This is a genomic window from Planctomycetaceae bacterium, from assembly GCA_041398825.1.
Classification (GTDB): Bacteria; Planctomycetota; Planctomycetia; order Planctomycetales; family Planctomycetaceae; genus F1-80-MAGs062.
Map to the genome: position 1 here is coordinate 518,890 of JAWKTX010000003.1, position 25,788 is coordinate 544,677.

Annotated in this window: 17 protein-coding genes; 8 read left to right on the forward strand and 9 right to left on the reverse strand. The window is 53.6% G+C overall.

The features are described from left to right. Positions 1-6 precede the first annotated feature (6 nt). Genes rfbC through R3C20_08300 form a run of 5 tightly spaced genes read left to right on the forward strand, consistent with a single transcriptional unit; the run spans position 7 to position 4,747 of the window. Entirely contained in the window at positions 7-552 is a 546-nt protein-coding gene (gene rfbC, locus R3C20_08280; GenBank protein ID MEZ6040488.1) for a dTDP-4-dehydrorhamnose 3,5-epimerase, read from the forward strand. Further along, on the forward strand, positions 549-1,532 hold the full coding sequence (locus tag R3C20_08285) for an NAD(P)-dependent oxidoreductase (protein ID MEZ6040489.1): 984 nt from the start codon (positions 549-551) through the stop codon (positions 1,530-1,532). Before rfbC ends, R3C20_08285 begins: the two co-directional genes overlap by 4 nt. Beyond that, positions 1,529-2,722: a class I SAM-dependent methyltransferase gene (locus R3C20_08290; GenBank protein ID MEZ6040490.1), complete on the forward strand. Its 1,194-nt coding sequence runs from the start codon at positions 1,529-1,531 to the stop codon at positions 2,720-2,722. Before R3C20_08285 ends, R3C20_08290 begins: the two co-directional genes overlap by 4 nt. Positions 2,723-2,741: 19 nt before the next feature. After that, positions 2,742-3,506 (forward strand): CmcI family methyltransferase, encoded by a 765-nt coding sequence (locus R3C20_08295; GenBank protein ID MEZ6040491.1) that lies wholly within the window; start codon positions 2,742-2,744, stop codon positions 3,504-3,506. Further along, the gene (locus R3C20_08300; protein MEZ6040492.1) at positions 3,434-4,747 is read left to right on the forward strand and encodes a glycosyltransferase family 2 protein; all 1,314 of its coding nucleotides are present in this window, start codon (positions 3,434-3,436) and stop codon (positions 4,745-4,747) included. Before R3C20_08295 ends, R3C20_08300 begins: the two co-directional genes overlap by 73 nt. Positions 4,748-4,831: 84 nt before the next feature. On the opposite strand, the gene R3C20_08305 is transcribed toward R3C20_08300, so the two are convergent. From R3C20_08305 to R3C20_08320, 4 genes are all read right to left on the reverse strand, one after another. Then, positions 4,832-6,229, reverse strand: coding sequence for a DUF1552 domain-containing protein (locus R3C20_08305; GenBank protein ID MEZ6040493.1), 1,398 nt, complete (start codon positions 6,227-6,229; stop codon positions 4,832-4,834). A gap of 112 nt (positions 6,230-6,341) precedes the next feature. Beyond that, positions 6,342-9,029 carry a DUF1592 domain-containing protein gene (locus R3C20_08310; protein ID MEZ6040494.1) on the reverse strand — a complete coding sequence of 896 codons (2,688 nt, stop codon included), beginning with the start codon at positions 9,027-9,029 and terminating at the stop codon, positions 6,342-6,344. Between the two features lie 5 nt (positions 9,030-9,034). After that, positions 9,035-9,952 (reverse strand): archaetidylserine decarboxylase, encoded by a 918-nt coding sequence (asd, locus tag R3C20_08315; GenBank protein MEZ6040495.1) that lies wholly within the window; start codon positions 9,950-9,952, stop codon positions 9,035-9,037. A 226-nt stretch (positions 9,953-10,178) separates the two neighbouring features. Next, entirely contained in the window at positions 10,179-10,613 is a 435-nt protein-coding gene (locus R3C20_08320; protein MEZ6040496.1) for a globin, read from the reverse strand. 83 nt (positions 10,614-10,696) lie between these two features. On the opposite strand from R3C20_08320, the gene R3C20_08325 reads away from it, so the two are divergent. Next, on the forward strand, positions 10,697-12,385 hold the full coding sequence (locus R3C20_08325; GenBank protein MEZ6040497.1) for a CehA/McbA family metallohydrolase: 1,689 nt from the start codon (positions 10,697-10,699) through the stop codon (positions 12,383-12,385). A gap of 13 nt (positions 12,386-12,398) precedes the next feature. On the opposite strand, the gene R3C20_08330 is transcribed toward R3C20_08325, so the two are convergent. The 3 genes from R3C20_08330 to R3C20_08340 all read right to left on the reverse strand — a co-directional run bounded on the left by R3C20_08330 (position 12,399) and on the right by R3C20_08340 (position 19,847). After that, the gene (locus R3C20_08330; GenBank protein MEZ6040498.1) at positions 12,399-14,273 is read right to left on the reverse strand and encodes a CRTAC1 family protein; all 1,875 of its coding nucleotides are present in this window, start codon (positions 14,271-14,273) and stop codon (positions 12,399-12,401) included. Next, positions 14,270-17,197 carry a multiheme c-type cytochrome gene (locus R3C20_08335; protein ID MEZ6040499.1) on the reverse strand — a complete coding sequence of 976 codons (2,928 nt, stop codon included), beginning with the start codon at positions 17,195-17,197 and terminating at the stop codon, positions 14,270-14,272. The genes R3C20_08330 and R3C20_08335 overlap by 4 nt, the downstream gene beginning before the upstream one ends. A gap of 976 nt (positions 17,198-18,173) precedes the next feature. Then, entirely contained in the window at positions 18,174-19,847 is a 1,674-nt protein-coding gene (locus tag R3C20_08340) for a transglutaminase-like domain-containing protein (protein ID MEZ6040500.1), read from the reverse strand. Between the two features lie 348 nt (positions 19,848-20,195). Here R3C20_08340 and R3C20_08345 point away from each other — a divergent pair, with 348 nt between their 5' ends. Together R3C20_08345 and R3C20_08350 are read left to right on the forward strand one after the other, a co-directional pair. Continuing rightward, a complete protein-coding gene (locus tag R3C20_08345) occupies positions 20,196-20,879 on the forward strand; it encodes a hypothetical protein (protein MEZ6040501.1) in 684 nt (227 codons plus the stop codon). Between the two features lie 180 nt (positions 20,880-21,059). After that, positions 21,060-21,944, forward strand: a complete 885-nt coding sequence (locus tag R3C20_08350; GenBank protein ID MEZ6040502.1) for a hypothetical protein — start codon at positions 21,060-21,062, stop codon at positions 21,942-21,944. A gap of 229 nt (positions 21,945-22,173) precedes the next feature. Here the strand turns inward: R3C20_08350 and R3C20_08355 are convergent, their stop codons facing one another. Beyond that, positions 22,174-22,680, reverse strand: coding sequence for a PH domain-containing protein (locus R3C20_08355; protein ID MEZ6040503.1), 507 nt, complete (start codon positions 22,678-22,680; stop codon positions 22,174-22,176). Between the two features lie 126 nt (positions 22,681-22,806). Then, positions 22,807-25,476, reverse strand: a complete 2,670-nt coding sequence (locus R3C20_08360) for a thioredoxin domain-containing protein (GenBank protein MEZ6040504.1) — start codon at positions 25,474-25,476, stop codon at positions 22,807-22,809. Between the last annotated feature and the right edge of the window lie 312 nt (positions 25,477-25,788).

Here is a 25,788-nt window from a genome sequence, read left to right on the forward strand (position 1 = left end):
GTAGCTGTGAAGTTCACGGAGACCCCTGTTCATGGAGTCTGGCTGGTTGAGCCGGAGCGGCACGAGGATAACCGTGGCTTCTTTGCGCGAACCTGGTGCGCGCGGGAGTTCGAACAGCGTGGACTGGATCACCGGCTGGTCCAGTGCAATGTCTCTTACAACAGACAGCGCGGGACTGTTCGAGGAATGCACTTCCAGAAATCTCCCTGTGAAGAAGCGAAGCTCGTTCGATGTACCGCCGGGGCTGTGTGGGATGTGGTCGTTGACCTCAGATCGGATTCAGAGACCTATTTGCAGCATCTCGCTGTGCAGCTTGACCCGGTCGATCATATCGCTGTGTACATCCCCAAAGGATGTGCGCACGGTTTTCAAACTCTGGAAGACTCCACCGAACTGCTGTATCAGATGACCGAGTACTTTAGTCCGGATGCGGCCAGTGGTGTTCGATGGAATGACCCTCTCATCAACGTGCAGTGGCCGATAGACGTATCCGTGATTGCGGAACGTGACCTGCAGTTCCCTGACTTCACAACAGGAAAGGGAATTCTGTGAAAACGATTCTGGTGACTGGCGCGAGCGGTGCAATTGGTCAGCGTTTGTTGCTGCGTTTGTCCATGCAGAGCACGGGGGATGTCCGTGTGCATGCAGTCTCTCGCAGGGGATTGAATTCGCCACCTCTTCCTTCGACAGTTCAGCGCATACCTTCGGGGGTTCAATGGCATGCCGCCGACCTGCTTTCGAAGTCCTCGATCTGCGAGTTAATTGAACGCGTCCAGCCAACACATCTGTATCACCTTGCCTGGTCCGCGTCGCCGGGGGCATTCTGGACCACTCCCGAAAATGTCCAATGGATGGAATCGTCATGCTTTCTGATGGATGAATTCCGTCGCACCGGCGGTCTGCGAGCAGTTGGCGTTGGCTCCTGTGCAGAATATTCGTGGCAGGATGGCGGTGTCTTGTCCGAATCTTCAACACCTGCCGTTCCATTCAGCCTGTATGGGCGGTCGAAGCTGGCGACCGGGAACTACTGGGCCGCATGTTCCGGAGTAGGGCAGTGCAGTGCCGCGTGGGCTCGGCTATTTTTCATGTACGGACCTGGTTGCCACTCCAGCCGATTTCCCGGAGTCGTCATTGACGCCGTCCTGAACGGTCGTCCTGCCCGATGCTCAAGCGGTCGCCAGTTGCGTGACTATATCTACATCGATGATGTCGCGCAGGCATTGATCGCAATCGGAGAAAGTTCTGTTCAGGGCCCGATTAATCTTGGCACCGGGATGCCGACGAGAGTTCTGGATCTTGCATCGCGGGCTGCTGAAATGGCGGATGGGCTGCATTTGTTTGAACCTGGAGCGATTCCCGATCATCCTGAGAACAATCCGGATTCGCTTTTGGCCTGTATTGATCGCCTGAGGTTTGAAGTCGGATTTCGAAACTTCACACCCCTGGAGGACGGTCTCGTACAAATGGTCGACTGGTGGAAGCGGCACCGCTGTCAACTTGATTCACTGGCTCCAGCAGGAATATCGCCATGACGGAATGTCCGGTTTGCTTAAGTCCGGAAACCAGCGTTTTTCTGCAACGCGGCGCCGTGCCTGTGCATCAGAATCTGCTGTTTGAATCGTCCGCGTCTGCACGGAGCATGCAGCGCGGTCAGCTACAGATGAGCGTGTGTTCGCGCTGCAGCTTTGTCTTCAATTCCGCATTTGACGCTTCGCTGCTGTCTTATGGCGATCTGTACGACAACTCGCAGAATCATTCGCCAGCATTCGACGATCATGTCAATGGCTTAATCAAACGGCTGGTTTCCGATCGCGGTGTGCACGATTGTACTGTTGTAGAAGTTGGCTGTGGTAAAGGTGAATTTCTAAGGAAGTTGGCGGCTGATCCCTCCCTCGGCATCGTTGCGCATGGTTTTGATCCTGCGTATCTTGGGCCGCTGGAACTGTTTGATGGTCGTCTCAGATTTCATCAGACGTTTTATACTGCAGAGGCGGCTCAGACGGCAGCAGACGTCATCGTTTCTCGACATGTGATCGAACACATTTCACGGCCACGTGACCTGTTGTCAAATATCCGTTCGGCTCTGGAATCTTCACCCCACGCACACGTCTTTTTTGAGACTCCCTGCGTGGAATGGATTCTGAAAAATCAGGTTGCCTGGGATTTCTTCTACGAGCATTGTTCGCTGTTTACCACGACATCGTTGTCTCGTCTTTTCGAAGAATGCGGCTTCGAAGTGCTTGGTGTGGATCATGTCTTCAACGGTCAGTACCAGTGGCTGGAAGCCAGATCATGTGAGAGTATGCCGGATGCATCTGACCGTCACACACACCATGCCGAATCTATCCGGCGTCTGGCTGAAGAATTTGGCCAGAGTGACCTTGAACGGAATGCCCAATGGAGCTGTCAGGTGGCCGACTTGAAATCCAGAGGCAATGCCGCTCTCTGGGGGGCTGGTGCAAAGGGTGTGACCTTTGCAAACCTGATTGATCCGGATGCTGTGGTTTTTGACAGTGTCGTCGACGTGAATCCAAATAAGCAGGGGCGATATCTTGCCGGAACGGGACATCCGATCGTGGCCCCCGAACAGCTTCAGAGTCGTGGAGTAAAGACCGTTTTTGTACTCAATCCGAATTACTCGGATGAGATTCGGGCACAGTTGGAATCGTTGAACGCCACTATTGATGTCGTGGACCTGATGGGTGACGTCAGGACGCAATGAACGAAATTGAAGGTCAGGTATGAAGATCAGCGTCAATACAGATGATAAGACAATCAGCTACGAGTCGAATGGTCAGCAGAAGACCGCTCCACTCTACTCCAAGCAGGGGTTCGAAGTACTCTCTGATCTCTGGGTAAAGGTGGGTTGGGACCAGAAATACTCATACACGTTCTCGTGGATGGGGCGTCCCATTATTCAGTTGCCGGAAGATATGGTGCGGACGCAGGAAGTGATTTACCGCGTTCAGCCCGACGTCATCATAGAAACCGGCGTTGCTCACGGAGGGTCATTGATTTACTACGCCAGCCTTTGCAAAGCTCTCGACAAAGGACGAGTGATCGGCGTTGATATTGAAATCCGCAAACACAATCGTGAGGCGATAGAATCCCACGCACTATCGAGTTACATCACTCTGATTGAAGGCGATTCTGCTGGTGACAGTGTTGTTCAAAGTGTTCGGGGACTGGTGAATGAAGGCGAGACCGTCCTGATCATTCTCGATTCGTGTCATTCGTATGCACATGTCCTGCGAGAATTAGAGGCCTATCATTCTCTGGTCACGGAAGGTTCCTACATTGTTGCGACCGACGGGCTGATGAAAGATGTATGGGATGTACCTCGTGGTACTCCGGACTGGAAGACAGACAACCCTGTCACGGCAGTTCATGAATTTCTGGCGTCCCACCCGGAATTCAGGCTGGAACAGCCTTCATGGCCGTTCAACGAAAGCGAACTGAGCGAGAATATTACTCACTGGCCGCAGGCGTGGTTGCGACGATGCTGATCAGCCTGATCATTCCAACCAGGGAGCGTTGTCAATACCTGCGCGAGTCCATTCGTACGGCGCTGGCAATTCAGGATGATCAGATCGAAGTTCTGGTCAGCGATAACTGCAGTACCGACGAAACGCAACGTGTCGCGGAGACTATATCAGATGCGCGGTTTCGCTATTTGAATACCGGACAACGACTGTCGATGCGGCAGAATTTTGAATTCGCTTTGCAGCAGTCCCGCGGTGAATATGTTTTTTACATCGGTGATGATGATGGCTTTCTGCCTGGGCAGTTTGCTGCCCTTCGACGGATTCTCGAACAGCACCGCCCTGATATCTTTTCCTGGTACCCATTGACCTATCAGTGGCCAGGTGAAAATTCGGGCAGCGGACGGATGCGGATGGAAGCCGGACGTCTGTTCGGTCAGCCGCGATTCACTGATGTGTCGGATGCCTGCGTTTCTTTGCAGTCCGCTCGTCTGACACGATTAACGTTTCCCCCTGCCGTGTATCATGGCTGTGCATCCCGGGAATGGTTGACTCAGATTCGTACAAAAGATGATTGCGTTTTTGGTGGCCGAATTCCGGATGTGTACATTACCTATACCGCCATCCTCAGATCAGCGCGATGCCTGTTTTCGAAGCATCCGTTTTCCATCAACGGAATCAGTTCTGCAAGCACAGGGAATGCACATCATGCATTTCGAAAGGGAGACCCGCGAGCATCACCTGCCAGGAGATTTGGTGACGAGCTTCGGAATGATCCGGTGCAGGATGCTGTGAAGGGATATGCGCCGTCCATTCCGGTGAACCTGTTTTCAACGTACGAAACAGCGAGGCGGAATTGCGGTGTTGATCCTGCGACTACAGATTATTCGGCCTGGTATCGTTATGTGCTTCAGGGTTCACAGGTGTCGGCTGGAATAGTAGACCCGGATGTTGCCGGAATTCTGAAAGAGTATGCGGCTCAGACGGGAACGGAGTCACAGTTGCAGGCCGCTTCCGGCCGCTCGATTCTGGGATCAGTGGCCGTTCGAATGGAACGCACGTGGAATAAGTTTCGTTCAAAAATACGCAGTGTGAAGATCTCTGCCGAACAAAATGGATTGAACAATATCTACACAGCGACAACGGCAGCCGACCTTTTTCTTGGCGACCTGCAACTGCAATTGTTGAATGGTCAGCGTCAGTCTTTTAACTGGAGCAATGCAAAGTCTGAAGGCCTGTCTCGTCTTGCTCAATCGATAAATTGAGTGTCACAATCCGGCCTGAGAATGTCCGCTGACAGGATTGTCGGCTGGCAGCAGGCCGGCTGGTAACATGGCCGGGTCAAGACGTCAAACCAGTTCTGTCACGATGCCGTCGCTGTCTGCGAAGCTGTCTGTCTGCACGCCGAGTTTCTGCAGCATGGTGACGAAGACGTTGCCCAGTGGTTTGTCCTCTTTGGAGATTTCAACCTGCCACGGTTCTCTGCCGCCGTCCCATGCCCCGCCTTGTGGGTTTGCGCCGGCATTGTTGATGTACTGGCCGTGCCTGAAGCCCATGTTGCGGCCGCCCGCCAGGATCAACGGATAGTTGCGGGACAGGTGAAACGCGCTGGATGCAGATCCAAAGAGAAGCAGAGAATTGTCCAGCATGCTGCCAGCAGCGGCGGGTTCCGGGGTTTCTGAAAGCTTCGTGGCAAAGCGAGCGAATTCTTCGTTCAGGAACCGACAGTAGGTTCCGAATCGTTCCCAGCCGCCAGGTTCCTTCGTTTCGTGCGACAGCGCATGTGCCAGGTTCAGCCCGACAGCTCTTGCCAGGTGGTCACTGATGCCGAAGCCGTTTTCACGCCCGATCTGGTAAGTGGCCACGCGAGTCGAATCCGTACGGAAGGCCAGATACATCAGTTCGTACATGGTCCGGACATATTCACGCGGCTCATCGGGCGTAATCTCCAGATTCAGATGATCGGCATCCACTGTTGGAAGCGGAGTACTGATCCAGCGTTTTGCCTTCTCAACCTTTCGCTCCGCTTCCCGAACGGAATCCAGATACTCATCCAGACTGCGTTGATCGTTTGACGAAAGCGTCTTTCGCAGCGACGCAGCATCAGTCAGCAGATCGTCCAGCGCGCTTTTGCTGAGTGCCAGCCGACGGGCAGCGTCTTCGTCGTTTTTGACAAAGAGCATGTCGAACACACGCTTTGGTCGATGCTCTGCGGGAATGGCTCGCCCATTGCGATTGAAGGAAATGGTGTGCGTGCCTCGCGGTGTTCCGGTGCCGCCATCGGTCGACATCACCAGCGAAGAGAATCGCGTCTCGTCGCCCACATGGGCCGCATAGACCTGATCGAGCGAAATTGTATTCGCGTAGGGCCCGTGTGAACCCGTGGACGCTGCCGTCAGAAACTGGTCCGCGTTGGAATGTCCGTGAACCTTTCGCGAAGAGGGATGTGAAAAGCCGGACAAAACCGTAAGTTGATTTCGTATCGGCTCGAATGGCTCGCTGCATTTGCTGAAGGTGAATTCGTGTCCGCCTCCGTGAGGAAACCATGCCCAGTCCTGGTGTGCAGGATCTTCCGGTAATGGCATGGGCACGCCGTCCGGAAAGTACATGCAGGCCAGACGCTTGATGCTGGTCGTTCCGTCGGCTGCGAATGCGGACTTCAATGCAAGAGATTCGAACAGCGGTAATGCCAACGCTAATCCGGTTCCGCGCAAAAATCGCCGTCGATCAAGTGAATTCAGGTTCATTGTGGTTGGACTTTCGTTCAGGCGAGACGTGACTGAGGCGTGTTCTTCGTGGGAAACTGCTGGGGGATGATGGACGAGGGTGGGACTTGACGGCTGGTTGCTGCATCAATGTTTATCGGGATCGAAACAATTCACTTGCCACGATCTTTTGAATCATATCTGCAAGGCCATCTCCGTTCTGCCGTGTATCGGCAGTAATGGTATCAATCGCCGCGTAATCACTGAAGGTGAGTGGTCGGCCTAGTGCAAAGGTTGAGAGCTTATACACCATGGATCGAACAAACTGATCCTGACGATGTTCAAGCAAGAAACGCTTCAGCCCGTTCATACCATCCAGTTCCTGCTGATTGAATAGCAGACTGGAGGCATCAACGGGTTTTCCATCGATCTGGTTGCGCCAGCGACCAAGAGCATCGTAGTTTTCGAAAGCAATGCCCCATGGGTCAATTTTTGCGTGACACGACATGCAGGCCGGATGATTGCGATGATTTTCAATTCGTTCTTTGAGTGTGAGTTTTGCAATCTCCGGATCGGCCAGATCGATTGCCGGGACGGCTGGCGGTGGAGGTGGTGGCGGATCGTTCAGCAGGCATTCCAGTAGCCAGACACCGCGTTTCAGAGGATGCGAATCCACACCGTTCGAATTCATCGCCAGTAAACCCGCCTGCGTCAGCAGGCCTCCACGATGTTGATCGGTCTGCAGAGGGATGCGACGAAACTCATTGCCACGCACATCCGTGATTCCATAGTGCACAGCAAGGCGTTCATTGACCATTGCATAATCGGCATGAATGAAATCCAGGACGCTTTGGTTGTTCTGAAGCATTTCCTGAAAGAAGGCCATCGGCTCCTGCTGCATGGCTTCCTTGAGTTCAGGGTCGGATCTTTTTTCGACCGCAAGGAAGTCCAGCAACTGCATGTCCAGCCACTGATGAACAAAGTGCTGAGCGAATCGGTTCGATCGAGGATCGTTCAGCATGCGGTCGACCTGACCCGTCAGAATATCAGCGTTCGAAAGCTGTCCGTTGCGGGCCAGAGTGAGCAGTTCTTCATCCGGAACACTGCACCACAGGAACATCGACAGACGTGTCGCCAGTTCATATGGATTTAACGCTGTGTCCGGAGCTGTTTCTTCGTGGATAACATACAGAAACTGCGGTGAAGAAAGCACCGTCGCTAACACTTCGACCATTGCCTCTTCAAATGTATCGCATTCCTGACGCATCGACTGGAACAGGTCGAGCTTTCGATCAACCTCCTCTTCGTGGAGGGTTCGTCTCCATGCCAGCGACATGAACCTGGTCAAAACGTCTCGTGCATAGCGAGCTTCATCGGCTCGGTTTTCGCTGTCGAAGAAGATTCGCCGGTGAGATTGCGGGGGCCATTCGTCATAAACGGGAGCCGTGACTTCCACGTAGTCAATCTGGATGTCGCCGTGTCTGCCCTGCGGGACGGAACTATTGACGAAACGCAGATATTCTGATGGGCTCGGTAAGCCACCCATCGGCGCGATGTGGCGAAAGGAATTGCGAGGATAGATTTCTCCGAGCGGCACGTCCCACTGATAGATCTTTGGAGCATCTGCCGTCGCCAGGATGGGCGTGTCACGGCCGCTCACGCGAACTTCAGCGCGACCTTCGTTGCTGGCCTGAAAGCCAAACTCCAGCTGCAGACTGGGGATCTGCTCGTCTTCGGTCGTTGATCGCGATGCTCGAATTCGCACTCGCATGAGACCTTCATCGGGAATGCGATCGCCGAGTTCGACCGTCAGTTGTTGATTGCGACCAGAGGGAATGACGGCGACGTGATCGAATGTCTCCGGGAAGTGAGGCTCGGTTTCAGTGGGTGCGAACGCATACTTCGCTCCGTTGTACTGCCACACCGCGGGAACCGTATCGCCGCTGGAAAGCTGACGATAGTACGGTCGACTGTGGGGTTGTTTGAAACTCGCAAGCAGTTGGTCAATTTCCTGTTTTTGCTTTTCCGGATCGTCTTTGAATTTCTCTTTCAGATTCTCCAGTTGCTTCGTTCGCTGCGGCCACTCACGGTCAGCCGCCTGTTCCATTGTGATGCCCCAGTGGATGACGGGGGGCCGTTCACCACGCACAGTCGCGCGTTGCAATGCATTCAGTGCCAGTTGGCGATAAGTCTCCAGCTGCGTGACTGACATATGCAGCATTTCGGAACTGTTCTGAAAGCCATCTTCCGAGTGCGCTTCGGGCGGAAGATCTTTTGCAAAATTCCATGGGACACCCAAAAGGTCCTGCAACGCATAATTGTATTCGTAGCGAGTCATCCGCCGGAACGAGGAATGACCTCCCGCAGTACGACGTACAATGGACGCCGTCTGGATTTCGCTGGACAGCCATTCAACGACCTTGCTGCGATCTTCGTCCGGTAGTTCATCGGCGTCGGGTGGAGGCATTTCGCCATTGCTGAGCACTGCCTGAATCTCAAGCCACCAGTTTACGTCCTGACCGGTCAGTAAGTCCGGATCCATGGTGTCAATCCGAATGTTCCCCTCGACGGATTCGGGGCCGTGGCATGGAACGCAATTCTGTTTGAGAATCGGCTCAATCGACTCTCGAAATACATCCAGATTCGCAGTCGGAGTCTTGCCGGAAACGTTTTCAACAGTTCGCAGGCGATGGGTGTACTTTGATCGCTTCGCTGCTTCGATCTTGATTTGTTCCAGAGAAGATGAAATCGGGAGGTTGTTTTCGGCCGTCTCCTGTGCGTCGCATAATTCGGCGCTGACGCACAAGGACAGGCAGAGCAGCAGGATGGTTCGAAACGTCATTGAAATCATTTCTTTTGCGCGGGCGCGTCGTTGAGACGCGTTGCCAGATGGTCACCGATGCGAGCGTAAAGTTCTCGATACTGACTGGAATGTTCAACCAGATCTTTGTCAAACCGAATGCGGTTGGGTTCGAAGAGAGTAATTGTGGATGAACCTCCGAAGCGAAAGTAGCCTTTTTCATCACCTTTGTTCACCGGGGAACCAGGCTGGTAGGTCTGGCGGATACTGCCAACACAGGTAGCTCCAACTTCCAGCAGCAGGACCTGACCCAATGTTTCCGTTTGCAGTTTTGTCAGACAGCGCTTGTTGGTGGCCAGAATCCGGATGTTCTGACGCAATGCGATGGGATTGACAGAATACAGAGGTCCATTGATCAGTCTGGTTGTCCCGGGAATACCGGCGGCGGGAAAGTGAAATCGATGGTAATCGACTGGGCATAGTCTGGAAAGAAGCAGGCTGCCGCTGGCATACTGTTCGGCCAGAGTATCATCCGCCAGAAGTTCCCGCAGGCTGAACATCTGCCCTTTGACGAACAGCCCTTCGCATTGCGATAAATCCGGCACACACAGGTGCCGGCCATCGGCGGGAAACACCACAGAATCAACGTGCGAATCAATGGGCCGCGCTTCAGGTTTCAGTTGACGGAAAAAGAACTCGTTGAAGTTTGCAAAATCGTCAACAGGGCGAACGAATTCCGATGCGTCCAGTTCATACTCTTTAATGAACGGAGCAATCCTGGCCCGCGTGGACGGCTGATCCATCTTCCACCCGTACCACTGTGAGAAAAAGGCTCGCTTGACCAGCGCATGAAGTGACATTCGTCCGGCGAGTGTTCCGTAGGTCCATCGCAGAGCTTTGTCGCCATAGACTTTCTCCACGCAGGTTTGGTTTCGGTATCGGTCGAAGAAAACAATATCGTCCATGCGGTCACGGTGCGGCAAGGGGTGGGTTTGCGGTGGGAACCGGATTGTTGCAGAACGTCGTGACTCTGTCGTGTGGGATGGCAAAACGCGGCACGATTCTCCAGGTGGTGCGAATCTTCTACCGGCAGGAACCGTGTCCCGGCGTGGACGAAAATTCAACGAGTGTCTTCGGCGAATTGCCTCACCGTTGTCTTTCTCTTCCGCACTTTCAGATGGCTGGTGTCTTTTATCGGTTCATCAGGAAAGTTGCGACGTTGTCGAGGAACTGTCGCAGTGTCGCTGAAACATTGTCAGCAAAGTTGCATTCGTTGATGGCGTTACTCATGAGCTGCACCCAGCGGTCCCGAGCTGCCTGATTGACAGCGAAGGGGGCATGTCGCATGCGAAGCCGAGGATGACCACGGTGTTGAAGATAATCCTGTGGGCCACCAAATCTGAAGATCAGGAACATTCGAAGCCGTTCTTCAGCACCATGAAGATCATCGCGGGGATACATGGGCCCAAGAATATCATCCAGCGGGATTTGTTTGTAAAACGCCGCTACCATGCGCGCTATGCCTTCGGACCCAATGACACTGTAAATTTGATTTTCAGTCAGTGGACTCTGGTTCGATGGCGATTCATCCGATGGAGATTGGTCGAAGGTCGTCGATTCGGTCACAATGGGCTCGCCGGTCAATGGTAGTCGCAGGTTGCTGTCAGGATTGTCCGCATTGCAACGTTTTTCGGAAGAGGGATCAATCCATGTTCGCGTCCCGGCTCAATGTCAGCTGTCGATTCTATGTCGAGCGAATTCTTGCCGCCCTGTGTTGCTGCCTCGCAGTGTCCGTAACGCAAGCCACCGGAGCTGAATTCCGTGGCGTGGTGCTTGATGCCGATTCCGAGATGCCGGTTGCCGCTCGCATCTATGTTCGGGACAGCGACGGAGATTGGTTGTTCGTCGAAACGGCTGCATCAGATGGCAGTGCGTTTCCCTACAGCGAACAATGGGTCCCAATGCCTGACTCTACAGAAAAACATACGACGGTTTCAGCGCACCCGTTTCGGATTGAGCTGCCAGCGGGTACCTACACTATTCGGATCGAACGAGGGAAGGAGTACTTGCCTCTGTCCTGTGCGATCACGATGACAGATCAGCCGCAGCATGTTGATTTCCGGCTGCAACGATTTGTTAATGCCGCAGAGCGTGGATGGTATTCCGGCGAAACACACGTCCATCGTCGTTTGCAGGAACTGCCAAATGTGATGATGGCCGAGGATTTGAACGTCGCGTTTCCAGTTGCCTTCTGGACGGTACGATCAGATCGACCACCTGATCTGGAACCTTCTCCTTTACGTCGTCAGGGACCGTCTCCGTTTGGCGCCAGGCAGGATGCAGGTCGGAATCCTGTCTTCGTGGATCGGCAGCACGTGATTTTTCCTCGCAATACAGAGTACGAGATTTTTTCGATCGGTGATCATCGCCATGTGCTGGGCGCGGTTTTCATTCTGAATCATCAGTCCGTCTTCCGTCAGTTGGTCCCACCGGTTCGCAATCTTGCGGAACAGGCACACCGCGAGGGTGCTTTGCTGGATCTGGATAAACATTCGTGGCCGTGGTCCATGATGCTGGTGCCTGTGGCAAACGTGGATTTGTTCGAGCTTTCGAATAACAGTGTTTGGCGGACGAACTTTGGGTTTAATCGTGTGTCAGATTCGATTCCCGATTGGATGAAAGTTGAATACGAAAGTCCGGGCGTCTTAACCGAATGGGGCTGGCTGCAATATGGATTTGAATGCTGGTATGCACTTCTGAATTGCGGGTTCCGTCTGAGTCCTTCTGCCGGTACCGCCTCCGGTGTTCATCCTGTGCCGCTGGGATACAGTCGTGTTTATGTACAGACAGGAAGTTCATTCGATTATGAAAAATGGCTGACAGGATTGAAGGCCGGGCACAGCTTTGTCACGAACGGGCCAATGTTGTTTGCCACGATCAACAAAGAACATCCGGGTACAGCACATCCATTTTCCGAAGACGGCGGGGAATTGCCGATACACGTGGAAGTTGTCAGTCAGTTTTCTGCATCTCTGGTTGAGATTCTTCAAAATGGGCGTGTTGTTGCATCCATCGTCCCGCAATCAACGGTCGATGCAACAGGAGCATCCAGGACTGTGATTGACGAGTCCATTGCCGTAAGAACATCCGGCTGGATTGCCGTTCGAGTGATTGAAAATCAACCCGATGGCAGGAAACGCTTCGCCCATTCCGCGCCGTGGTATGTATCTGTGCAGAATCGACCAATGCGGCCTCGACGTGAACAGGTTGAGTACTTTCTGCAACTCATGGATACGGAGATCATTCGCAACAAGGACATTCTGCCCGCCGAATCTCTGGCAGAAATCGAACAGGCACGAGATGTCTACCAGAGTCTTCTGGATGAAAGTGAACCCTGAATGCCTGGATGTCCTACTCCTGAGTGATATCGATTCGCTGGTTGACTTCCACGTCGGCCAAAGTCTGTGACGATCCATCAGGCCATTTGATTTCGACGGATTCGATTTCGGAGATAGTGCCCAGTCCAAAAGTCAGCGGAAGCTCAGACTGCGAGAGATAGCTGCGCGTTGGCATAACCTGCTGTTGCATTGTTTGATCTGCCAGACGCACGCTGACCTGAGCGCCGATCGCATCGAGGTTGCACTGTGTTCCCGTTAGTTTCAGCTGAAGCCAGTGATGCCCCAGGTTCTGGTCGTTTCTCAGGAGCCTCGGTCTGGCACCGGTTGCCGTGATCAAAAGGTCCTGATCGCCATCTCCATCGATATCTGCAACGGCAGATCCACGCCCCACAATGGGCTGCAGGAACTCTTCACCACAATGGTTCAAATCAACAGGCATGAACTCTGTGCTTTGTTCCGGTCCGCAATTCCAGAACAACTGGGGTGGCTGTTCGTAAGTCTGACTCGGCTGAACTCGATTGATATCTTCTTCCAGATGTCCATTGGCAGCAAACAAATCCATGCGCCCATCGAGATCATAGTCGACATAGCAAACGCCAAAAGTAAGATTCAACCGGGTGTTGGGTCCCAGCCCCGTGGAAATGGCTTCATCGGCAAACTGAAGACCAGCGTCACCGGAGACGTAGAGAGCCGTCATTTCATTTGCGAAGTTGCCAATGGCAATACCAACGGAGCCATTATTGCGAAACGTGGATGTATCAATTCCCATCGCCCCGCGCGCATTGCCATTCATGTCGAATGCTAGTCCTGCAATGGCGGCGGTTTCTTCGAACCTGCCTTTTCCGGTGTTCCGAAACAGGAAGTTCTGCACCGTATCGTTGGCGACGACGATATCCATCCATCCGTCAGAATCGAGATCTCTGAACGTCACTCCAAGTGACTTACCCATCGCCGTACCCTGCGCGGGATTGAGGACGCGGATGCCTGCCTGCTCTGAGATATCCGTAAATTTTCCGTCTCCATCATTCTGATAAAGGAACGAGAAGGAGCCTTCGAAGTTTTGAGGGCGACCGTAAGCGCGTCCGCCTCCAGTGAGCTGGAAGTCCTGTGACTTGTCAAACTCTGACGTCCACGTCAGGTAGTTGCATACAAACAAATCAAGGTCCGAATCGTTGTCGAAGTCGAACCAGCCACAACTTGTGCTCCAGTCTGATTCGGTACCTGAGACGCCAGCCGTATCCGTGATGTCCAGAAACTTGCCGTTCCCCAGATTTCGAAACAGGTGATTCTTTCCGAGTGCAGAAAGAAATACGTCGACGCGTCCGTCATTATCAAAGTCTCCGACGGCGGCTCCCATGCCGTAAGTTGTGATGCCAATCCCGGACCCTTCTGTAACATCCTCGAACTGGCCATTTCCGGCGTTCTTGTACAACCGGGTGGATGGCGATGGGCGGTCCGGGTGAATTGTCCAGACGTTCGAATTCACCAGCAGCAGATCCTGGTCTCCATCCTGATCATAGTCGAAGAACGCGCAGCCACCGCCCATTGTTTCCGGAAGCAGTTTTTCACCGGATGCTCCGTTCTCGTGAATAAAGTCGATGCCGGAAGATTCGGTAATATCCGTGAAACGAACGACAGGCATGGTGGCTTCTGATGCCAGCCGGGCTTTCGCTTCAACGACCGGAGTTTGCGGGGCGACAACGACCGGGGCCGGTCGATTGTGCCACCAGACGGTCGTTACCACGATGATTCCAATCGTGAAAAGTACCAGCGTCGACCACTTCAGAGCGGTGACAATGACCGCGTCGTCTCTTTCTTCTCCTTCCGTAAGTTGATCATTCAATGGTTCTTTGGGTGGTTTGGGATTGTTCTTTTGTGGACGATTCATTCTGCACCTCCCGCCTGTTGATACTCGGTGGTTGACGTGGTTGCCGACTCCTGAGTCGTACCAGGTCGTGCAGGTTGTTCCTGACGTTCCACAACGATCCACCCTGGTGCACCATCGCGTTGAAGGGAATACCTGACGATGGCTTCGGCCGCGTGATTGGCTGCCGGATACTTCTCTCGCGCAAGTCGAACGGCTCGCCCCTGGGCATTATCGTCCGGCTTATAGCGTTGGTGCAGTGCAGCGTGCTCGGCCTCCTTTTCAGCGTCTCCGAGTTCGCGATAAAGGAGTTGAAGGTTATAGTGTGCCGTCAGTTGCTCAGGGTCTACTGTCAGCGTTTTCTGAAATTGCAACACTGCTTTCTGCCAGTATTCCTTTGCTTCGTCAGGATGATTTTGCCGGGCTTTTTGTCGTCCCAGATCGAAGTAGGTTTGCCCAAGAAGGTTGAGGACTTCGATATCAATACTGAAATCCAGGCCGCGTTCGATCATCGATGGAGTCCGGTCTTCGAGCACAGATCGGAAGTTTGTGACTGCTTCTTCCAGGTAACCCTGCTGGCGATTAACGATTCCGTTTAGCCAGGCCCACGTCCACCTTGGGAAGCCTTCCTGCTGTTCCATCCTGGCGGCCCGGCCGAGGGCATCAACAGCTTCATCGATTCGGCCTTCGAGGTTCAGAACCCGGGTAAGATTCAGTGGGCCGTCAAAGCGGCCAAGCTTTTCAACCTCCGCAAATGCATCTGCGGCCTGTCGAAGCTCTGCTTTCCCTTTCAGCAACAGCCCGATTCCATAGTCATTCCATCGCTGCCATGTGGGGATCTCGCGATCTTCATTCACGATTTCGGCATCGATTCCTTCGACAGGAAATGTCACCAGGTCACTTGCCATCGTGGTCACTGGCAGATTGTTGACGTATGGCTGACCTGGTACATGTCCGCGGATTGTCTGCCCCAGTTTCTCATTTGCCTCGGCCACGAATTGCATGTAACGCTGGTCAAATTTGCGGTACTGAAGTTTTACCTCAACGGTAACGGGTTCGGTCAGGTCTTCCGGCAACAGCAGTTCGTAGTGTACCGTCTGGCCGGCACCGGGTGGAATCTGATGATTGTACAATGGTGTGAAGATATCCTGAGCGTTGCGTCGGTCGATACGATTGCCATCACGATCGAGCATGAACACATTGATGAAGTGTGCCCAGGGATCAACTTCATTTTGTTTTGTTGAGTCAATTGCTCCGCTTCGACCAATGATTCTTTCGCCGGATCGGACTGTGACGTCCAGCCAGATTTCGTTGGAGTCCACTGTTCCCTGTGAGAACAAATGTCCAAGTTTCAGAGTGCGGACGACAGTGTCGATCAGGTACCTGCGACCAGGTTTGAGCTCTGGTAACTGCGGTCTTAGTGGTGCATAGAGTTTGCCATCAATTTCTCCGTCTTCATGGATCCCGAAAATGTCGACTCGCACATTGTCTTTCAGGAATTCCTGATGCGCCTTGATGATGTCCGCTTCGTCACGCAGCCATGCAATTCCGGTGTTGGCAGAAGGGAACAGGTGATCATGGACACTCAGCTTTTGGGCATTGTCGAAGAATTGCGCACCAAAGTCGTCGGACGCCACAAGGGGCATATGGCACTGGTTGCAGTTATCTTTGGTTTTCGGTGGATAGTAGAACGCCCTGGCGTTGTGTCCCGACACGCCACTCATGAGATAGGGGTCGTAATGATTCTGTCCTCGCAGGAATTCCTTGTAATGATTCAGCTCTTTCGGCAGGTGAACCTTGTGACAGGTTGAGCAGAATTCTGCGGATTTGTGGATCTCCGGTTTTAGAAATGTCTTCTTGTGGAAAGATGGTTTTGCTTTGACGAGCTGATTGTTGACCCATTGCAGGATTTCATTATCGCTTGTGGCGAAGGGGTAATGCAGCGGTTCTTCGATGGTGTAATCCGCGTTCCCTCGCTGGCTGTTCACGTGAGTGATCGCATGGCACACCGTGCACGTAATTCCTGCGTGTGCCGTTGGATGATTGGTGACATCGAACTTCGGATCGTCGAACGCTCCACTAAAAAAGGGAACAGGGTCGTGGCATCCTGCGCACCATCGAGAAGCCTGAACAGATCCGTCACGCTGCAGTGTGACGGCACGCGTTTCATTGACCGATGCGAGATAAGGCGGATTGTTGAACGAACTGAAACGGTGAACACTCTGGCTCCAGCCAGCATGGACGTCCGCATGACACCTTTTGCAGTAATTGTCGTTCATCAGCGCAGCGGCAGGGATGAAGTTGCCGGAAGATGTTCTGGCCAGTGATGGCTGGAAGTATCTGGCGCCAGAAGCGGGCCCGACTGCATTCCACTGGCGGGGATCCTGAGAATGCATTGCAACGCCGACAGCCACTGCAGTTGCCACTAACCCCGCGTACGTCAGTCCGATACGCCATTGTATTTTTGGCCCGGCAAGCCGATGCAGCCAATACAGCCAGCCGGCAAAGAGCGGGCTTGCGACGTGCGCCCAGTAAACCATGCTGCGGCCCGTTGGGTTGCGAAGATTGAAGTTCCCGATCCGCATTAACAGAAACCCGGAGACCAGAACGACTATGGATGTCGTGAACAGGACGTACCCAATGCGAACAGCGCGACGATTTTTGCGATGGCGGGTTGCCAGCAGATGAATGACGCCGAAGACAATGAATGGGACAACAAACAGCATTCCCAGTGCAAGGTGCGCAAGGAACATGTATTGGTAGAAATAGTTCTGGTAAGTGCGCTGCGAGTACCATTCCAGGGCCGTGATACTGACCAGGTACACGGCGTTCGCTCCAAGCAGGGCGCTGAGAGCGAAGATGACATAAAGAAGTTTCCTGAGACGCGGTCCGACAGCGCGGACGTACTTGCGCGCAGGCGCACTTACGTTCGGGGAAGGCTGATCCATAGTGCTACTTTCCGTCAGAATTCTGCTGTTAAATCGGGGTTGACCAGCGCATGAGCGGCGCAGGCGACAACAGAGCTGAGGAACGGAAAGGGGGCCAGCGGAAACGACATCGTCTTTCAGCAATGTCGTACTGTACGATCAAACGGAATTCTCACGTCGCAACATCCGTCTGCAGTTGCGCCCGCGTGGGCAGACTGCAGCAATTTCGAAGGATGGGAGAAAACGGATAACCACGATCAGCGCAGAACGCGATCAGCACAGCCACACTGTTCCTCAGCAGATTGCTGATTTGGGCGGACGGAACAGCGAATCAAGACAGACATCCTGAATGAACTGGAACAATTGATGATCAAAGCGTTCAATTTCTACACATGGCATGGAACGCCAATCATTCAGACAGGCTGATTCGTTGACGAGTCTCTGATCGGGGATCGAAGGGGCGAAAGGAGACGCAGGGGAACCAGAGCAGCCCGGGCCGCTGCATGGGGCATTTTGCCTGCGTTTCGATCTCGATGCATCTGAATCTGTCGCATGGTCCTGTTGTGTCGCGGGCCGTTGGGCTGACTGCATGGAGGACGACGGTTTCATATCGTGTCGAGAAACCGGGACACCATTGCGAAAGAGGTAGTCGCCGCATCCGGCCGAAACTTCTTCGGAAAGCACAATGCCTGCGACCAGAACCGTGGCAATTGCGAGAAATGACTTCACCGCGCAGCGACCGCCCACTGAAGGGGAGCACGCCTGGCTTTCACGAGGTGGGTGAAGCATTTTGAGAAGATTCCGAGGTGATGAGATCTCACCGGATTATGACAACCATTGTCTGCTACATTGAAGTTACCGTGAGCAGGAACGGCAAGTGAAAAGTGCGATCAGTTCCGGATTGTTACGGAACAGTAGTGCAGGGCGTTGGGCCAATCCGAACGGTTTTCGCTTTTCATGGGATCACACTGCGGGATTCGAAACGCTGGCAAGAGGCTCAGAAACCAGATTCCGTCAAGACTTTGACTTTGGCTCGACCCATCAAATCCAGCAGTGGAAGAAACAATGTTGCGGCGTTTGCGTTCTGATCTGCCAGACTGGAATCGAGCACCTTGATGCAGACCGGTGCTGCTGCTGAAGTGCCGGTCGTTGAGTCGAAAGCCTTCCAGTCACCATCAATCCATGCTTCGACCCACATATGGGCGGTAAAACCGGACAACTTTGGATTGTATGCGAGCCCGGTTACAACACGCGAAGGGATACGATTGCAGCGCATCAGCGCGGCAAGAAGGATCGCATGTTCGGAGCAATCACCTCGCATGTTTTTGACGATGGCACTGGCTGGTGCCAGAGATGTGGAAAACGCGGACCGACGAAGATTGACAGTCAGGTATGCTGAAAGGTGTCTGCAGGTTGTGTCCGGATCGATCAGGCTGCCAGCGGCAAGTCTTGACATGCGTTGCACTTCATAGTTGTCGATATCCAGCAGCCGGGTTGCGGCCAGGTATTCTTCCGGAGCTCCTTGCGTTGAGGCCTGGGTATTGAAAGTTGATGTTGATATCTGCTTTGGCGACTGGATTGTCAGGTCTACCTGCTCCGGTTTGGTTTGCTCCGCCTTCTGAAGTCTGCCGGATGGCAGGAAAAGATGACCGGGCGAAGGTACTGTCATTCTCAGACGAACCTGTTGCCAGTTTTCATCATTCGGCAGCGGTCGATCGATCGGGATAATCGATGCCAATTCCAGATCCAGGGACTTGGTGTTTCCGTGTCCCATCGCGGCCATGGCATCGGCGGGTTCGAAGACAAGCTTGCTGCCGAGCATAGGCTGTTCGGTCCGAAGAACTTGACCCTGTTCGGTGATATACATGGTAGTGATGCGCGTTTGATCGATGACCGGCCAGAAGTCGAAGCGTCGAGCACTGGCAGAAGTTCCGTTCTGCAGGCGAACGGTTTGCGATCCTTTGTCCCGAACTTCGATATCTGCGATGGCGACTGTCTCTGGAAACAGAACTGGAAATCGCGATATCGAACGATTTTGCCTCGTCAGCACCGATGGCATCCACTCAGTAATCATTGAAGAACGGGCGGGCGAACCGGATGAAATCCTGAATTCGTGCCGAGTGGCCTGGACGAGTTCTGAAACATCATACGTGGATGTTTCGCTGTTCCATCTGCCGGACCTCTCGAGAGTTGTTCCATCGGCTGCCGTGCGCTGCAGCGACCATTCGAGGACCGACCCTTCTTCGTTCTCAAGAGTTTGTTGCAGTGCAGAGACAGAAAGGTCTGTCCCGAATTTCCTGAGCGCCAGCTGAGTATCGCGTCGCCGTCGAATTCGGGAGTTCTGCTGTCCACCAGATTGAAGCTGAGTCTCGGTCACTCGCTCATAGCCCACTCGCTCATCACCAAAGAGGACGATGTACCAGATTTCGCTGGTCGCTTGTTTCGTGTCTGCTGGCTGAAGGTCAATCAGGGGGGCGCTGGTGCGTGATTTGTTGCCAGGACGAAATCGGGGCTCGGATCCGGCTGGCTTCTGCATTCCGGGTATGCCCGGCGAAATCACCGGTGCATTGGACTGTTGTGCCTGCCCGAGAGCTGCCTGTCCGAACCAGACGGACCCGAGCAGGAGCAGCCTGACGAAACCTGCCAGGTGGCCTGCGGTCCAGCGGAACATGCAAAATGTTTTTTCTGAATCCAGCATGTCGACATCCGTGAATAAAGCCGTCCGGAAGAAGTGGCTCCGTAGTATGACAGATTTCTTGAATCGTGGCGCCGGGAGTTGTCTTAAGGTGCCGAACAGGCAGTTTTTTTCGTTCGTATCGATTGGCCGAGTGCCAGCACAGTTTGACAGGACGGTACGTTCGTAGCTTTTCAGGGCAGGGGATGGGGCATTTTTCCAGATCGATTCAATTCTGAGTCGTTCTGTTGAGATTGCGTGCTAGGTTTTCGAAAGTCACAGGTCACGGACTCGTCGGCTGAACGTACAAACTTGCAACAGACACCATCCAGCAGGACCATTGGCATGGGTTTCCTGAAGAACTTCCTGAGATCAAACTACCGAGATGGCGATGCACCGCATGGTGTCAGCAGCTTTCGCAATCTGAGCGAAGAGCAGCTGGAAGCTCATATGAGCGTGGCTCGGTATGGGGATTTCACATTGTCCGACGCCATTCGGCCTTCGTACAACCTGGAGGTTATTCCCCGTACCGGGTATCGGCACGAGTGGTATGTCGATCAGGAAACCGGAGCGAGGATTCCGGTTCTGATGGCATCGGTCACTCGCGAACGTCTGTTCGATGCCTTCCTCTCGCAACTGGATCTGCTGGGGGAATCTGTTGATGTCGTACTGGAGACCAGTCACGATAAATCGAGTGGCCAGCACACAGACCTGTATCGAGAACAGATCGATATGCCTGTTCTGCAGAGCATACTTTACGACTTCGAAGATCTCCTGGTCGACGATGGCTGTTGCGGGATTGCTGTCCTGAATCCTCGTACACCGATGGAAGTACAGCTCGACGAACACAAATTGCTGTTTGTCTATGGCCAGAACAACGCGGTCTACGCGGACGCACTGGAGTCCAACGGGGTTCCCTGTATCAGAGATCTTCAGTTCATAACGGAAGCTGAGCACGTTCATTCGTCCAGCGATGAGTACCAACAGCGATTTGAACAGTTGTGTTACCAGCTGGGAATCGATGTCTAACAATATCAGTTGAGTCTCGTTGAGACACAGGAGGATTCGATGATGTGGTCCCCTCCACGGCGTCGAATAGTTGAGCTTCGGAGTGTTCAAAGAAGTTTGACCGGACGCAAAAATCTACTGCGTTGCCTGAGCCGTCTGACGGCTTCGGCAACTCTTTTCGCTGCGCTGGGTTGTGGGTCGATGTCGACGTTTCATTCGTCGATGGAGATTGCCGACCGACGTTCATTTCAGGAGTCGGTCCTGCGTTTGCCTGACACGCCGGTGTTCGATCTTTCTCCGGGGCCGATTTCAGAGCCGAAGACACGCGTTGCAACGACCAAACCCACAAAGCCACTGGTTGCAGCGCCCCAACCGTTTGCATGGGGCGAAGAGGGGCAGTCGACAGCCGGGCTTCCGTTTCAAATTTACTCCGCCGGGAATGACGGCTACCGCACGCTGGTGGTCGGCAGTGTGGGTGGAAATGATCCGGTTGCCATCCGACTGGTTGATGAACTTGCAATGCATCTGCATCAACAGCAAAGCATCATGGGCGGTTTCGAGACCTTTGTTATCCGAACACTGAACCCGGATGGGTTGAAACGTCAGTCATTCGTGAATGGCAACGGGAAGTACGTGAACAACTTTTTCCCGAATGCCGAAGACAGAACTGTGCGTGTGACAGACATGATTTCTGAGGTGCGATTTGCTCTCAGACAATTCGAGGAGCGACAACCTCAACGCGTCATTCATATTCGTACCGTGCGGTCCGACCGCGGTGTGATCGCTGCCAGTTCCAGCGCTCGGAATGCAGTGAAATCGCTTGGAGAATGGCTTCAGTTTGATGTCAAATTGCTGCCTGGGCCAGCCGTTGACGGTTCAATCGAAAAGTACGTCGCATCAACAGATCGGATGCAAATGATCACGATCGCGGTACCCGCAGGTGTCTCTCCGGCAGAAGCCTGGCCACTTTACGGTGACGCTATTCTGAATCTGCTCCTGAGTGACGACTACGAAACTCGCGAACTGGCACGGCGTAAGAATTCGTCGGCTGCCAGTGCGCGACTCAGGGATCCTTCGAATCCGTAATCACTCCGGCTTTGTAAACTAGACTGTCCGTTGAAAAACCGGGACCGGCACGCAGGACGACTAGAAACCATCGTGTTTTAAGGTCTCCTGCTCGAGCTCGAGCCAGTCCGGTTCTTCAACAGGCGGTTAAGTTAACTCTCTGTCGTCCGGAGAAGAGGTGCCCAAATAAGAAGAGCCGAAGGGAAGCCCCCTTCGGCTCTTTGTTTTGGTCCATCAAGCCCTGAGCTTCTTACTGACGAGCATTGATCGTCGACAGAGACGACTTGACCATGCGTCGCGCCTCGGTGGTTCGCTGGATGGCATTCCGGAATGCTCCGGCATCGCCTACACCCGGAAGCAGCAACAGTGTTTGTCCGCTGGCAGACTTTAATCGAACATCGGCCGCCCGAAAGAACTCCTGACCTGCCCGCTGTTCCAGTTCGACGGAGTCGACTTCACTGAGGTCGACCTGACGTAACTTCTGAGCTCCAAGGGAAGCCCAGATCTGAACCGAGCGATTGGTGAGCACGTACCTGGAACCCAGGACTTTCGTCAGTAAATAAAGTGGTGCTCCGATGGGAGCCGTCGGCAGGGCAAAAAGCAACGTCGACAATTTGTGCCCGAAAATGCGTATCGGGATGCATCCGTAAAGCTGTCCCAGGAGTCGACCAAACGCATTCGCACATACCGACGGATAAACCGTCATAACATTGGACTCAGTGGATGAACTCACACCGGCAATGGCCTGTACTGACATGTCCGCGCCTTTGATTGCTTCGAGCGTCTTGAATTGGAAAATCAGCTGAAAATCCGAATCTGGCGAAGGCTACCAGCTGCGATCCTTCAATTCCAGCGGTCGAAAATGGCCTCGAAACCTTTCGCCTCATTGAGAACCGGCGGCAGGTTCTTTGGGCTTGGGAAACTTGTCTTCATTAATCTTCCGGATCGGATCTCCCGGGTTGGCCAGCGGAAGCTTGCCGCGCTGGACAATCTTGTCGGGTTGACTGCAGGTCATCTCGTTGCATGCCTGGTATCGGAGCTGGACTTCCAGTTCACCAAACTCTGCTGTCTCGCTGGCTTCTGTTTCCAGCAGTGCATAGATGATAACTTTGCCGCCGTACACATGGTACGGTTCTGTTTCACCTTCCATCGTCATCAGTTGATGGGCCGGATATTTCACTCGGGTCAGCTTGATTTTTTGCTTGCTGGTGATCTTGAGTTCCGTTGGGATGAGGAAGTCCGGGTTAGATGGATTTGCATTTATGTGCCATTCCTTGTCGATCGTAATCTCGATCGCAACAGGGCACTTTCCACCGCGTTCGAGTTTGTCAAAGAACGGATAGACGCCAACGGAAAGTGGTCGGTCACGTTTCTCTTCCGCCTGGCCGGACGAAGGGTTGGGCTCAGGGGACACTGGCTTGAAGACAATAGTTGCAGTCGACTCGTCTTTCTCGTCGGAGTGGGTCGAAGCCTTATTCGTGATGGATTCGTCTGATATCTTCAGGCCACAAAGTATTGTTCCGCTCTCCCGGCTGTTGGCAGCCGATACATCAGCAGATTCGTTCATCGACAAAAGGTCATGTAACGCGAGTCCCATCCCCGCGCAGGCAGCCGGCGATTCTGACATGGTCGGTGCAAACCGGCCCATTGTGTCGCTTGCGATTTGTTTGAACTCGTCGTTGTGTTTCGAGAGTTCCAGCAGATTCCGGACCGTGACACTGAATCCTGACGGATAGACGGAGTCGTAGACGGTGCAGGTTCTTGCAATCAATTGTTCGTGGTTGGCTGAAGTGTAGAAGAAGGCCTTCAGTTTCTGGTCGTAGAACAGTTCAATCTGCTTTCGGGTGATGTCACTTGCATGTTGCAGCCATTGCGCATCGTTCGTTGCCTGATGAAGTTCGCCCATGGCAGCTGCCAGGTATGCGTAGTCATCGAGGTAAGCGTCGTAGACGGCCGTGTCATTTCTCCAGGAACGGTAAAATGTTCCATCATCTTTTCTCAGGTGGTCCAGAAGGAACTGCGCCGCATTCTTCGCTGCTTCCAGATCATCCTGACGGCCCGGCAACTGGCTACTCTGCGCCAATGCCTGAATCATCATCGCGTTCCATTCGGTGAGTACTTTATCATCCAGCATTGGTCGCTGGCGTTTATTGCGTACTTCCAGCAACTTTGATTTCGCGGCCTCAATCCGGCGGAGACCGGAGAGTTGTTCGATGTTCAGTAATGAAAGTGATTCCTGGGTCGGTCGAGGTAATCGGAGGACATAACCATGTTCAAAGGGATTCTCTTCTTTCATGCCGTAGACCGTCATGAACAGTTCGGCATCTTCGGCCAGCGACCCTTCAATTTGCTGCGGCTGCCAAACGTAGTACTCACCTTCAATGGCGTTTGTTTCTGCATCCAGGGCTGAGCAGAACCCGCCTCCGGGGAGTGTGAGTTCGCGCTTGACGAAATCAGCGATCTCACCGGCGACCTCAAAGAACAGTGGATCGTTGGTAATTCCTGCGGCTCGTGTATACACCTGCAGCAGCTGGGCCTGATCGTAAAGCATCTTTTCGAAGTGCGGCACATGCCAGCTTCGATCAGTGCTGTAGCGATGGAATCCGCCTGCCAGATGATCCCGCAGTCCGCCCATCGCCATTGATCTGAGCGAATGAATGACGATGTTCCGTAAATCGGTCCGTGTTTTCGAATCCGCTGCATCTTCGTCTGCCGTCTGACTCAAAGTCAGCAATAGTTGCAGACGAGGGACATTGGGAAATCGTGGTCCGTCCGGTCTCGCCGGATTCCAGTCGACGCCTCCATTTACCGGATCGTATCGGGAGGAAATATCGTCGGCCGCGGCATCCAGGAGGGAATGACTCAGGTCGACTTCTTCAACAGAGAACCTGGGGCCGCTAAGTCTGCGAACTTCCGCGGCAATAATGCTGGCCGATCCTTTGAGCCTCTCGGGGTTGGAGTTCCATAGTTTGCTGACCTGGTTTGCGACATTCAGGAATCCTGGTCGGCCGTCTGTATCGGCCGGAGGCAAATACGTCGCTCCGGCAATTGGATTCCCGTCCGGTGTCAGAAAGATGGACAGCGGCCATCCGCCTCCACCACCCTGGCCGGCCGCCTGTTGATAGACAATCAGGCTGGTCATGTAGATGTCGTCGACATCGGGACGTTCTTCGCGGTCCACTTTGATGTTGACGAAATGCTCATTCATGAACGTGGCAATTTCCTGATTGGAAAAGACAAGGCGTTCCATCACGTGGCACCAGTAGCAGCTGCTGTAGCCAATCGAAAGGAAGATGGGCTTATTTTCGCTGCGAGCCTTCTCAAATGCCTCCGGACCCCACGCGTACCAGTCCACCGGATTATGGGCATGCAGAAGTAGGTAGGGGCTGGATTCGCGGGACAGACGATTTGCTGGCCTGACCCTCTGGTCAGGTTTCTGGTTCGACGCTGACGTGGCGTTGTCCTGAGCAGACGCTGCAGAGGAAAGGCAGGCAGCAAGGCAAAGTAAAACTGTGCTCAGAGATACTGAGTTGATTCGGAGGGGCGTTTTCATCGGCGTAGATTCTGGGGAAGAATTCTGGGATGCAGGGGTATGTCATTCTAGCGGCATTGGCCGTCAGGGAAACCATGTTCACGTGATCAGTCGGTTGGAGTTGCTGCGCCAGCGAGCTGTTTGGGAGCGTCGCGTTCATGGCGCATCAGGCGCAACCTGCGAGCGAAACCCTGGATTTGGCGTGATGGCATCCCAGTTTGCGGAGAATGTTTGGGTTGTATGCGAGCTTTGGGTGGGTGGGCTGTGGCGGATGCCGAGCACATCTGTTTGCGGTTGGTGTCCGTTTCTACCCAATTGAGCCTGTTGGAATGG